General features: G+C 49.5%; 12 protein-coding genes. 4 read left to right on the top strand and 8 right to left on the bottom strand.

Annotated elements, in window-relative coordinates; translation table 11 throughout:
• Positions 1 to 51 precede the first annotated feature (51 nt).
• The 5 genes from R0125_RS07730 to R0125_RS07705 form a co-directional block, all read right to left on the bottom strand.
• A complete protein-coding gene (locus R0125_RS07730) occupies positions 52 to 1,737 on the bottom strand; it encodes a long-chain-fatty-acid--CoA ligase (protein ID WP_227714495.1) in 1,686 nt (561 codons plus the stop codon).
• A gap of 37 nt (positions 1,738 to 1,774) precedes the next feature.
• Positions 1,775 to 3,373, bottom strand: a complete 1,599-nt coding sequence (locus R0125_RS07725; RefSeq protein WP_091642703.1) for a GMC family oxidoreductase — start codon at positions 3,371 to 3,373, stop codon at positions 1,775 to 1,777.
• A 27-nt stretch (positions 3,374 to 3,400) separates the two neighbouring features.
• Positions 3,401 to 4,855, bottom strand: a complete 1,455-nt coding sequence (locus R0125_RS07720; RefSeq protein ID WP_011783983.1) for an aldehyde dehydrogenase family protein — start codon at positions 4,853 to 4,855, stop codon at positions 3,401 to 3,403.
• Between the two features lie 51 nt (positions 4,856 to 4,906).
• Positions 4,907 to 5,425: a rubredoxin gene (locus R0125_RS16615; protein ID WP_011783984.1), complete on the bottom strand. Its 519-nt coding sequence runs from the start codon at positions 5,423 to 5,425 to the stop codon at positions 4,907 to 4,909.
• Between the two features lie 137 nt (positions 5,426 to 5,562).
• Complete coding sequence (locus tag R0125_RS07705) at positions 5,563 to 6,786, bottom strand: alkane 1-monooxygenase (RefSeq protein ID WP_199185490.1); 1,224 nt, start codon at positions 6,784 to 6,786, stop codon at positions 5,563 to 5,565.
• A 222-nt stretch (positions 6,787 to 7,008) separates the two neighbouring features.
• Between R0125_RS07705 and R0125_RS07700 the strand changes: the two genes are divergently transcribed.
• The 4 genes from R0125_RS07700 (at position 7,009) to R0125_RS07685 (ending at position 11,603) form a co-directional block, all read left to right on the top strand.
• The gene (locus R0125_RS07700; RefSeq protein WP_104270339.1) at positions 7,009 to 9,627 is read left to right on the top strand and encodes a helix-turn-helix transcriptional regulator; all 2,619 of its coding nucleotides are present in this window, start codon (positions 7,009 to 7,011) and stop codon (positions 9,625 to 9,627) included.
• A 32-nt stretch (positions 9,628 to 9,659) separates the two neighbouring features.
• A complete protein-coding gene (locus R0125_RS07695) occupies positions 9,660 to 10,820 on the top strand; it encodes an NAD(P)/FAD-dependent oxidoreductase (RefSeq protein WP_053115264.1) in 1,161 nt (386 codons plus the stop codon).
• Between the two features lie 133 nt (positions 10,821 to 10,953).
• The gene (locus R0125_RS07690; RefSeq protein ID WP_081496573.1) at positions 10,954 to 11,220 is read left to right on the top strand and encodes an EAL domain-containing protein; all 267 of its coding nucleotides are present in this window, start codon (positions 10,954 to 10,956) and stop codon (positions 11,218 to 11,220) included.
• A gap of 161 nt (positions 11,221 to 11,381) precedes the next feature.
• Positions 11,382 to 11,603 (top strand): hypothetical protein, encoded by a 222-nt coding sequence (locus tag R0125_RS07685; protein WP_317237732.1) that lies wholly within the window; start codon positions 11,382 to 11,384, stop codon positions 11,601 to 11,603.
• A gap of 347 nt (positions 11,604 to 11,950) precedes the next feature.
• Here the strand turns inward: R0125_RS07685 and R0125_RS07680 are convergent, their stop codons facing one another.
• From R0125_RS07680 to R0125_RS07670, 3 genes are read right to left on the bottom strand one after another with little or no spacing between them, the layout of a single operon-like run.
• The gene (locus R0125_RS07680) at positions 11,951 to 12,142 is read right to left on the bottom strand and encodes a hypothetical protein (protein WP_317237731.1); all 192 of its coding nucleotides are present in this window, start codon (positions 12,140 to 12,142) and stop codon (positions 11,951 to 11,953) included.
• Positions 12,135 to 12,347, bottom strand: a complete 213-nt coding sequence (locus R0125_RS07675) for a hypothetical protein (RefSeq protein WP_317237729.1) — start codon at positions 12,345 to 12,347, stop codon at positions 12,135 to 12,137. The genes R0125_RS07680 and R0125_RS07675 overlap by 8 nt, the downstream gene beginning before the upstream one ends.
• Positions 12,347 to 12,619 carry a hypothetical protein gene (locus R0125_RS07670; RefSeq protein WP_317237728.1) on the bottom strand — a complete coding sequence of 91 codons (273 nt, stop codon included), beginning with the start codon at positions 12,617 to 12,619 and terminating at the stop codon, positions 12,347 to 12,349. Before R0125_RS07670 ends, R0125_RS07675 begins: the two co-directional genes overlap by 1 nt.
• Positions 12,620 to 12,621 lie beyond the last annotated feature (2 nt).

The raw sequence follows: 12,621 nt of genomic DNA, 5'->3' as shown, positions 1-12,621 counted from the left end.
GGCTTTAGGTAAAACTGCAATTTTTCGTAACACAAATGTCACTCATTGATGCTAGCTTGCCGGTTTACTGACTAATACTTCCCCATACTCAGAACGCAGCTTGTTTTTTAATACTTTCCCAGTGGCATTGCGTGGCAATCCTTCCACAAAGATCGCGCGATCCGGGATCTGCCACTTGGCGACTTTCCCCTGATAATGAGCAAGAAGTTCCTCCTCAGTAATATTTGCGTCGGGTATTTTTACTGCCAACAGGATCGGTCGTTCGTCCCATTTATCATGGGAGGCCGCCACTACGGCAGCTTCATTGATGGCAGAATGGCCCATTGCGATTCCCTCCAATTCGACTGTAGATATCCATTCACCACCAGATTTAATAATATCTTTTGAGCGGTCACGTATTGTCATAAATCCATCATCATTGATCGAAGCAACATCACCTGTCTCGAACCAACCGTCTTCCTCAAGAGTCTGATTTGGTTCAACACCGAAGTAATCGGCTACCACCCAATGACCACGGATGCGGAGATTTCCCTGAGCAATGCCATCTTCGGGCAGTTGATGACCGTCTTCTCCTACAATTTTGAGCTGCACCCCGTAGGGAGGCCGTCCCTGGCTTTCACGGATTTTGTTTCTTCCTTCCTCCGAAAGAGTATTGTGTTTCGACAGCAGTGCGTTGACGGTCCCGATCGGTGATGTTTCTGTCATTCCCCATGCATGGACAACTTCTACGCCATACTTACCACGAAACTCCGACATCATTGAGGGCGGACAAGCGCTACCCCCTATCACCGTCCGTTTAAGCGACTGTGCCGAGGAGCCAAGCTCGTCCAAAGCCGAGAGAAGTCCCTGCCAAATCGTAGGCACACCCAGCGCAATCGTTACGCTTTCTGAATCGATCAGCTTGACCAAACTTTGCCCATCCAGGCCAGGACCAGGCAACACCAGTTTGGCTCCAACCATCGCCGTAATGTAGGGTACCCCCCACGCATTTACGTGAAACATAGGAACAACCGGCATCACCACGTCCCGTGCCGATAAATTCAGTGCGTCGGGTTGAGCAGCTACCAGCGCGTGCAGAACGGTGGAGCGGTGTGAATAGAGCACCCCTTTGGGATTTCCGGTGGTGCCCGATGTATAGCAGAGGCTTGAGGCCTGGTTTTCGGCGATTTCAGGCCAATTCGCGTTAGGCGTTCCTCGCTGGAGAAACTCTTCATAAAACAACAAGCCTGGAAATTGCGCTGCAATTTCTTCGTCCGGTTCGGACATCAATACAAATTTCTCAACCGTCTCCAGTCGGTCTCGGATATTTGAAACAATGGTAAGGAACGTTTTGTCAAAGAATATGACTTTGTCTTGAGCATTGTTGATAACGTAAACGAGTTGTTCTGGAAACAGTCGCGGGTTAATGGTGTGACACACCATCCCGCCACCAGAGATGCCAAGGTAACATTCCAGGTGCCCCACGTTATTCCAACAAATGGTCGCGCACCGATCCCCCTGGACATAGCCTGCCGTTCGAAGCGCTGACGCAAGTTGTCGCGACCGCTCCGAAACAGTTGCCCAGTCAGATCGACTGGGATTTCCATCCGTTCCTATCGACACAATCTCAGCGTCTCCATGGTAGCGAGCAGCATGGTCGATCAAGGAATTCACGGTGAGCTCCATGTTCATCATTTGGCCAAGCACGTTTATCTCCTGTCGTTTTTGTAGTTGGTTGACGCGAGTATCTGGCGTCATTAAGGTCCAATGTAGAAGGCATAATCCGGGTTTGAACCTAAACATTTCCCAAGAGGATGTCGGCTGCATTTTCGGCAATCATCATGGTGGGTGCGTTGGTGTTACCGGCAACCAAACTGGGCATTATCGAGGCATCGACAACTCTTAGCCCTTCAATCCCTCTGACTTTTAATTCCGGATCAACGACTGAATCCGGATCCGCGCCCATACGACAAGTGCCAACGGGGTGGTAAATAGTCTCTGCATTTTCCCGGATAAAGTCCGCAATCTGACTGTCCGAAGACACCGAGTTTCCGGGCTTAATTTCTCGTTTACTATGTAAAGCCATTGTTGGTGCCCCGAGTATCCGTCGTCCAAATTTAACGGCCGAGATCATTGTTTTGATGTCTTCGGGGTTACTGAGATAATTGGGTTGAATCAACGGGTCGGCCAATGGGTCAGGGCTTTTGAGACCAATAAAACCGCGGCTTCTGGGCATTAGATCGCAAATATGCAAGGTGTACCCATACCCGGCCATCACTTTTCGTCCATGATCCTTCAGGTAAGTTGGCAAAAAGTGGAATTGCACATTTGGCCGTTCGCACGAGCGCTCGGATTTAACAAAGCCTCCGGACTCGGCAACATTACTGGTAAGAAATCCACGTCGCGCAAAGATATATGAGAATAATGCGCTCACGCCCCGAAACAGGAAACTGGGAGCAACGCCAATGGGCAAACGTGAGTTTGCCGCGTGCATGATCGTAATATCCAAATGATCAACCAGATTCTGGCCGACCTCAGGAAGATGATGCACAAGGGGGATCCCGTGTTTTCCAAGCTCTTCGCTATCACCGATTCCCGAAAGCATAAGTAGTTGTGGTGAATTAACCGCACCACCAGACAATATGACTTCACCGCCGTTATTGAGTCTAAGCTGGCGATATTCGCCCCCCTGGTTCAGTGTCACGCCGACTGCCCGCTTACCGTCCATTACCACCCGGGTTACCCGCGCGTCCGTTAGCACATCAAGATTAGGCCGGTTCTCCGCGACACGCAGAAATGCCTGCGCTGAACTCCAACGGCGACCATTTTTTTGTGTCACCTGGTAGAGTCCCAATCCCTCTTGCGTCTCTCCATTAAAGTCCGTGTTTATCGGGAGCTCTACATGAGGTGCCGCTCGAACAAAATCTCGACTCAACGGATTGACTGATTTGAGTTCACTTACGGTGAGCTCACCGCCCTCCCCATGGTAAGAATCTGCGCCAAAACGTTTATTATCTTCCAGTCGACGAAACAATTTTAAAGCGCGATCCCATCCCCAGAGGTCGGTCCCGGCAACTTGACCCCAGTGGTCATAATCGGCTTTGTGACCTCTGATATAGACCATGGCGTTGATAGAAGAGGACCCGCCAAGTGTTTTCCCACGAGGCCAAAACAGGCGGCGCTCCTTCAGATGTTCTTGAGGTTCGGTTTCAAGAGCCCAATTCAGCTTTTTACTATTGGAAAGGAGTGCTATACCTATAGGCATATGTATGAGTGGATTTTTATCCTTTGGGCCCGCTTCTAGCAACGCTACTCGCTTTGAAGAGTCCGCCGTAAGCCGATTGGCCAATACACAGCCCGCCGATCCCGCACCGACAATAATGTAATCGTACATAATAACTCTCTTATTATTTGATTATACTCAGCCCAGAATACGAACAGCAGCCTCTATAAGACGCCGGACCCAGGCTGTATAGGGTGGAAAAAGAAGATGCATAAGAGAATGTTTATCCTCCATCAACGCCTTTTCATGCGAAAAAGCGCGGAAACCGTATTCACCGTGTGCCGCCCCTATCCCGGAATTATTAACTCCACCAAACGGCAGGCCCGGATGTAGAAAATGCACAACTGTAAGGTTGACTCCTACAGCGCCGGAGCTCGTTCGCTCGATAATATCCGTGGCAAAAGCCTCGTTTTTGTCGAATATGTAAAGCGCAAGCGGTTTAGGGTTATCGTTGATTTTCTTGATAACCAGATCAATATCGTCGAATTCAATAACGGGTAAGATCGGGCCGAATAACTCCTCACGTGAAATATCCATGTCGCTCGATACATTTGAAATCAACGTCGGAGCAATAAAATTCTCTTCAGCATCTGTAACACCGCCTTCAAAGACTCTTGCACCTTTGTTTTTGGCATCATCTATCAGGTTTGAAACTCGCTGGAAATGACGTCGATTTACAATCCGGCAATAGTCGGCGGTCGATTTCTGGGCTTCTGGTGTTTTTCCATAGACTCGCCCAATTTCCGTTTTAAGTGCTTCATTGAATTGATCTGCGATATTAACGTGCACAAAAACATGATCTGGGGCGATACAGGTCTGTCCATTATTGGCAAACTTACCCCAGACAATGTTTCTCGCAGCCCTCTTTATGTTGGCATCTGGGCCAACAATGGTCGGGGACTTACCCCCCAATTCCAGTGTCACTGAGGAAAGGTTCTTGGCGGCAGCCTCCATGACCACCTTGCCTACCGCAGGACTGCCCGTGAAGAATATGTGGTCGAAGGGTAAGGCCAACAGTTTCTGCGCTACCGCGGCATCACCCTCAATCACGGAAACCAGATCGGGAGGGAAGGTTTCGGCGACAATGTTGGCAATCACCTTTGAGGTATGTGGTGTCATTTCCGAGGGTTTAATGATGGCTCCGTTCCCTGCAGCCAACGCTGAGACGAGAGGTCCGAGCGCAAGATTGAGCGGATAATTCCACGGTGCAATAATCAGGCACACTCCCTTTGGTTCTGGCCGAACATAAGATTTCGTGCCCAGAACACCAACGGATGCAGCCACTCGCTTCGGACGCATCCATTTACGCAAGTGTTTTTTAGTGTGTCGAATTTCCTGAAGCACCGGCAGGAGTTCAGTTAATTTGACTTCTGGAGCGGGTTTTCGAAAGTCCGCCGCGCAAGCCGCAATGATGTTTGATTCGTAGCGTTTAATTGAATCCCGCAGCTGGTCGAGCTGCGCTATTCGAGCCTCCAAGGTAAAACTTCCGCGACGCGCAAGTTGTGCCCGCTGTAGGGCCGCGAACGTTGAATCAATCGTATCGCTGGTTGACACATTGGGCAGCCCAACCTTCGCCAGACTAGCAATCTGCATTATAAAATCACCTCTTGCCGAACGAGACTGTTGTTATTTTCCATCGGATTACTAGTCTTCATAGAGGACATAGTCCTCTTTTGTGGCACCACAGTCCGGACAGCACCAATCGTCTGGAATATCTTCAAAACGAGTGCCGGCAGGGAAGCCTTCGGCTTCATCTCCGAGAGCTTCATCGTAGATATGGCCGCAAGTGATGCAGACCCACTTCCGATAGGTATCTTTTTGAGTCGAGTCTTTCGGCGATTTTGAAGAGTTAGGCTTGGGTTTCGCTTTGGGCTTTGTTTTATTTTTAGCTGAAGGAGTAGATGCGCCCGTTGCTTTCTGCGATGCTCCCTCGGTCTTAGCTTGGCTGGCAGGGCGGACCGCTGTATTGGTTGCGGACACCGAAAGTTCCGGGTTCGCTTCTTGAAGCGCAACGAAGTCAACCTTATCCCTGACGGCACAGTCTGGACAGGACCAGTCTTCAGGAATTTTTTCCCATGTCGTTCCTGCAGGAAAGCCTTCGTGCGGATCACCAACCACTTCGTCGTATACATAACCACAATCAGGGCATTGATACTTAGCCATTTAGAGCACCTTTCAAACGATATTATTGTCTTTGTTTTGGTAGCGCCCGACGCGCACCCTCTTTCAGGTGCACGTCAGAGGCTCTTTTTCTGCAACGTAAATAAAGTAAACGAGGTATATAAGTTCCGATTAGCCGATCATTTAGCCGCGGCGGTATCGACTGATTCAGAATCAGTCCCACCAAATTTACGCTCATAGAATTCACGCTTGCCGGGTTGAATCTGAATCTTATCGAGATCTCCTTTAGCCCAATCCAGCACCCGGTGGTCCATTATCGAACGAAACCATGAGGGAAACATTGCGGCCAGGAACATCCCGGGATATCCCGATGGTAAGGAAGGCAGGTCTTTGAAGTCGCGAAGCGATTGATAGGACCTTGTAGGATGGGCGTGATGGTCGGAATGTCGTTGCAAATGAAACAGAATCAGGTTCGACATAATATGGTTTGAGTTCCATGAGTGGTGCGGTTGTTGACGCTCATAACGTCCATCCGACATCTTCTCGCGCAGCAATCCGTAATGCTCAATGTAGTTGGCGCTGGTCAGCTGCCACCAGCCAAAGGCCATTTGAATGGGCAAAAAGATCAGCATTAAGGGACCAAAAAACGCCAGCAATCCCGCATAAAGCACAGCGGTCAAAATCATAGGCTGAAGAACTTCGTTCTCCAGGCTCCAGACACTTTTTCCACAACGACTGAGGCGCTGTTCCTCTAAATCCCATGCCCGCTTGAAAGCACCGGGAATTTCACGCAGTGAGAATGAGTAAATGGACTCACCCATGCGGGATGTCGCCGGGTCCATCGGCGTAGCCACATCACGGTGATGCCCCTTATTGTGCTCAATGAAGAAATGACCATATCCGACCACGGCGAGGACAAGCTTCGCCATCCAACGGTCAAACGTTTCTTTTTTATGGCCAAGTTCGTGGCCTGTGTTCAGAGCCAGACCATTCACGATTCCCAGGGAAAGGGCCAATGCCAGAAACTCGAAAACATTCATTGGTTGCGTGGATACCCACCAGGCACTGACAATCAAGGCCGCATAATGAATAGGAACAGTTAAGTAGGTCAGTACCCGGTAGTAACGATCCTGTTCAAGCCGAGGCACGGCCGACTCGGGGGGGTTGGAAAAATCCTCTCCAAACATGGCATCAATCAAGGGAACTGCGCCATACCAAAGGATCAACACCAATCCGTACCAAATGCTCCATCCAGTTTGGGATACCAAATAAAGGCCAATAAGAGGCGTCGCTGGCCACAGCACAGAAAGGACCCACAGGTGGCGTTTTCTGTCCACATAACCTTCGGCATCAGGGTCTCTCTGAAGAGACTCTGTTGTTAAGACATTTTCTGACATTGACATTAGGATCACCTTATTGTTTTTCAGCTTGATCATTTTTCTACATTGTGCGAACACCGAGTCCCTCAGGTGAACGGACAAGTTGTAGGCATGAACAGGTTTGGCCAGAACCGGAGATCAAACAACTACTCTAAGGGGTAGTTTTCGCACTAGACATCTATCAATATGCTTTCACCCCATAGCGCCCTCGCGTTTCGGGGAGACGAAGCAGGAGATCGGATTGTCATGACCCGCCATAGCTTGGAAGACTGGTGTCGGAGGATGTCTGAAAGGATGTGGGCTCGTCAGTGTTTCATTACTCAAGGGTGTTTAGACCGCTATTGCCTGAGCGCTTCTGCTACGCCTGAATCAAAGGTAGTTCTGTATCGGGCCCCGCCAGGCTATGGAAAATCTGTACAAGTGGCCTTGGCAGCAAACACTCGCGAACTGGAACTTGAGAGCGCCGTTTATATCAATACCCGGTCGTGCCCTGACTCATGTGACGTTAATGGCAGTTTGTTTGCAGCGTTAGTTTTATATCAACTCGAAGGAGTTGAATCCTGGCGCACGATAAAAAGTGACATCGACACCATCGAAGTTCTTCGAAACGCACTGTGTAATGCAAAAAAGACGATAAGAATTTGCCTTGATGGGGTTGGCGAGGCTAAACATACCGCGGATTTGATTGAGGATTTAATCTGTGAAACACCGAGCAATGTGAAATTTTTCATTGCACCGAGTCGCGTCGGGGCGTTGCCACGTTTGTCTATGATGGCGGGTGTTGTAACGTATGGTGCTGATGAACTTGTATTTACAGAAGAGGAGGTTAGTGAATTATCGGGTATGGGTGGCCCCGAAGCCAGCAACATCATAAAAGCGACCGGTGGATGGCCAGCACTTGTCAGGCTTATGTGCCGAACCCCAAACCCAAATCTCCCCGCAGCGACTTGGCCGGAAACTCGCTCGTATTTCAGGGACAACCTCTTAACTGCGTTACCCAATAGTACGAGGACCTTTCTTTGCAATGCAGCGATGCTCGAAGTAATCAGCGCTGAATGCTATGGCTATGTCTATAAGACAGAAGAGGCCGACCGGGAAATTACGTTTCTTAACGAACATTATGCTCTTTTAGCTCCCACCGGGACTTCTGCTGATCGTATGGATATGCACCCTGTGCTGCGAGAGTATTTGCGTAGTTTATTTAACACCACCCAACGAGAACGTCGCTCGTATGTACTGAAACGGGTCGCGTTCTGGCATTGGCGTAGGGGAGAGTACCTCCATTCAATCAATGCAGCTCTGGAAGCCAGTGACCATCGATGGGCTCGCGTCGTAAGTGACAGCATTATCCTGGACGTGGCACTCAGACAGGGTGAAATCGAAGTACTTCGTACCTGGTTTGGAAAAGTACCGGCTCGTACGATAAAAAAAATCGCTGCCTTGAGCATAGGTTACGCGTGGATTTTGTATTTCAGCCAACAAGCTCGTCAAGCAGAGGAAATACTGGTTAGTTCGCTTCATCCGAGCTCCAGGGGGGTGGGCGATCTTGATGAGGAAGGATGGCGGGAATTGGTTAATGCGATAGGCAAAGCTACACAGGATAAATTACTGGAGAGTCAGGTTCTCTGTCAAAAATGGATAGACGCCTTTGGCGACCGTAACATGGTTGGCAAAGGCGCAGCACTTACTTGCCAGGCATTCATTGCCTCCAGTGGACGCCATTTTGAAGAGTTGGAGCGATTGTCCCATCGAGCGGCTGTGGCCATCCAGTCATCCAATCAACATTACGCTTTTATTTGGCTTAAAACTGCAGAAATTCAGGGTGAACTGTTCAAGGGGGACATCGCCCGAGCAAGGAGTGTGTTGCTTCAAGCGAATAAAACAGCAGAAAAGATTCAGGTGCCAAAAACTTTTTTAAATAAAATGTTTGGCACCCTTGAGTTACAAATCCTGCACGAACAGAACCATCACCTGGTTACCCAGGAATCTGCACAGGCTTCGTTCGATTTCGCTTTGAACTATGGCGTTACAGATATTCTGTGGGGGTGTACACAGGCCTACAGCCGTTTTCTGTACCACCAAGGGTTCCGAGATAGAGCCATGGCCTTGTTGGAACAATCCCGCTTAGCCTCCTGCGAGCGAGAGCTCTCTCGTCTAAATATCCTGACTAAAGTTCAGTTAGCTGAGTTTACTCTCCTGAACAACGAGGAATTGGGTCCACCTATACTCCCCGATGAATGTGAGCTGACGTTCCTGCCAAATCAAAACCAGGCCATTCAAGCACGTATGGCCCTGGTAACCTCAATGTATAGACTACGGCTTGGGAAACAGTTTGGTGTCGCCGAAAAATATGCCAAACAAGCACTACAAAGCGCCAGCGCAATTTCAGACGCTAGAACCAGGATCGCCGCCCACTATTGTCAGGCCCTGGCAGCGTTTGCCCTCGGTTCATCAAAATCGGCGAAGCGCATGATTCTTGATGCAAACCTACTTTCGGAACATTTGAACTGTCACTTCACACGGCTCTGGATCAAAGAAGCGCTACTTTCTCTTAGCCCCCTTGCTCAGGATCTTTTTAACGATCTGCCAGACGACTCTGAAGCTAAAGCTACGAAGGATCCCGATGTCAGAATAGAAGACTCCAGCGTGCCACCTGTGCCCGGCAATGCCCACTCAACCATCACGATAAAGCAGATTTCTCTGTTGAAATGCGTAAGCAACGGAATGACCAACAGAGAAATCGCTGAACGGCTTCTTGTGACGGAGGATACCGTCAAATGGCATATGAAGAAGATTTTCAGCGAACTTAAAGTAACCAACCGGGTTCAGGCAGTCACTGAAGCTCGACTGCGCGGACTTTTATAGTGCTACAAAAACAAAAGAGGAATCGAGCGAATATGCAAAAAATAGTTATCATTGGCGCTGGAATAGCCAGCCTGACCGCCGCAGAGGCTCTCCGCCAGAATGGATTCGACGGAACGATTACCATTTTGGGCGAGGAAAACACGCTGCCTTACCAGCGTCCCCCGTTGTCCAAAGCCTATTTGACCTCAGATGAGTTGCCCTCGCCAACTCCGATCCGTTCTCCTAATTTCTTTCGGGACAACAAAGTTGAATTTGAACAAGGCGGTAAAGTAATAGCGCTTGAACGATCGGCAAAGCAAGTAGTGATTCAAGGCGGCAGGAAAATTAAATACGACACGCTGATTTTGGCAACAGGAGCGAGGCCACGTCCTATTGATTTACCTGGTGAGAGCGCAAAAAATGTTTTCTATCTCAGGAATCTTGACCACTCCACCGCATTACGTAATGCCCTGTTAGCCCCGGAATGCGAGAAGGTGGCCATTCTCGGCGCGGGTGTTATCGGGCTTGAAGTCGCCTCCGCTGCCAATCTACAGGGAAAACAAGTCTCTGTGTTTGAGGCCAACAGCCGAGCGATGTGTCGAGTAGCGTCACCATTAACAAGTAATTTTGTCAGAAACCGCATGGCCTCCGCCGGCGTAATGTTCTACTTCAATGCTAGCGTCAACCAGATTCTCACTGAGGGAGACCGAGTTTCCGGTATCCGTTTGTCCGACGGCACTACCAAACCCGCAGACGTCGTTGTTATCGGTATAGGAGCCATCCCCAATGCCGAACTTGCGCAAGACGCAAACCTGGATTGCGACGGTGGTATTATAGTAGACAGCGGCATGCGTAGCTCCGACCCTGACATATTTGCGATCGGAGATTGCGCTAAAGCCGTCAACGTTTCCACCAATACACCCATCCGAATAGAAACTATTCACAATGCCATGCTTCAAGCACAAATTGCGGCGGCTCATATTTGTGGTAAACCGTCTCCGCCTGCCTCTCCTCCTCGTTTTTGGTCAGATCTCAACGGCATGAAAGTCCAGTGTATTGGAATCGCCACTGGATACGACCGAATTCAGCGGCGTCCCACAGAGAGTGACAATGCCTGTGAATTCTGGCTCTTTTCCGGAGACCGGATGATCGCAGCTGAAACGGTCAATCTTCCCACCCGGCAAGCCAAGCTATCTAAAGCTCTCTCCGGGTAAGTGTAAGCGAGATGGGATGCAGCTCATTCTCATCTCTGAGATTTCTATGTGTCGAGCCTCGTGACTGAGCATATCCAGCTGCAGGGGGATTCTGGCCCTCCCACAAGCTCTGCTGTAGAGCAGGAGATACAGAATCGCCCAGCCCAGCTGTGATGGCCACAGTGACCAGTCATTCACCCGGGGCTTACCTAACGACCAGGAAAGTGGAGCAATTGCCAAAGCGATTATTCAGATGGGACATAGCCTAGGACTCGATGTACTGGCCGAGGGAATTGAGACCAAAGAGCAAGAAAACCATCTCCGAATCCTTGGCTGTGATGCGGGACAAGGCTATCTATATGCTAAGCCGCTCTCAGTCAAAAGGTGCGAGGAGTACCTACAAGTTACTGACTGGGTTTAATTGGCCCGATGGTGGTCATCGAATCAATTTGGGATCACCGGACGCTTAGTGTGCGCCGGCGTTATCGCACCATCTGAACGTTCGCTTTGCGACCAAGGCGACGCTATCTAAGCAAACAGCGGTATAGTATTAGGGGAGCAGGTCAAGCAGGAGCGTTTGCAGTGAAAAATGAGCAAGAAGCCAAAAACAGAGCTCGCCGGTTTGCGCTAGATCAGGCGCTTCTGGAACACATGATCGCGACAAAACGGTATGCAGAAAGCTTTACAGAGTTTGAAAGGATTCGAGACAAATTCTTAACCGACGATGAAGATCGCGCCTTGTTCGGACTTCCGCCCTACGAAAAGGTTACGCACCAAGTGAAGCCGGTGTCCAAAAAGCAGTAAATGGTTTTTTCCGGTGCGCTTTTTCTTACATTGGTTTTATGGAGCTAACCGTTGCTTCTTTTCGTAAAATCAAATCGCGACTGGTTATTTCCGCTGCCATTTTCTTTACAGTGCTATCAATTAACACCGCAGGCTATTGTAAATATGGATGTTTTTTGACGTTTCCTCAGGGTGCATTATTCATTCCTGCCAGCCAAATGTTGCCTCTGATTACAAATTCCTGCTTGCGCGCTGCGGTTTAATTAAGGCCCCATCCAAGACTTCCTGGCAAGCCCGATAGAAATGTCGATATATAACATATGGTTACGTGAAGCTGGGCAATGTAATAACCATTTACTGGCTCCCTGTTATATTTTCACAGGGATCAGCTCAACTCGTCCGTCTAAATAGTGATGTTCACGTAAGGCGTTCGGTTCGCGCCTCATGGGAATACCGCAGGATAGGTCGGCCAATTTACGGGCAAACTCATCCATGGCTACGCGAACGTTCTTGCGATTCTGCTTGTTGGCTTCTTCAATCTGTCTTAAAAGTTCAGACATTGGTCGAGCCCTCTCCAAGCTCAACAACGTAATCGCCGCCTTCAGAAAAAGAGCGTCCGACGTATGAGTATCCGTGACGAGTCACTTTCATCGGAATGCCGTTCGCTTCGTCTGCCAGTTTGCGAGAGAACTCAGCGGCCGCTATGTCCACGCGTTGCCGATTTATCTCATTGATCCTGTGAACTTGCTCCAAGATCTCGGACATTACTTCTTCTCCTTCGATGATGTTTGGTCACGATCGATCATGAAATCCTCGCTAACACTATCGCCATCGAAATAATCTTGCCACACCGGGTCGGTTGGGCGCTTGTAACCTTTCACCGATCCGCGTAAACGTTCCAATGGATCCAGCCCCCTCGGTGTAAGCTCAGCCAGTTCGTCGCCATGTACCGAATCCTCATCGAGGCCGTTCAGCAGATCAGCTTCTGATGAGGGAAGGCGGACTCTATTCAAGGATTCATCCCCGTCCTTTTTCATGG

The organism is Marinobacter sp. M-5 (assembly GCF_032911545.1).
Lineage (GTDB): Bacteria > Pseudomonadota > Gammaproteobacteria > Pseudomonadales > Oleiphilaceae > Marinobacter > Marinobacter goseongensis.
This window is presented reverse-complemented; position numbering and strand designations above follow the sequence as displayed.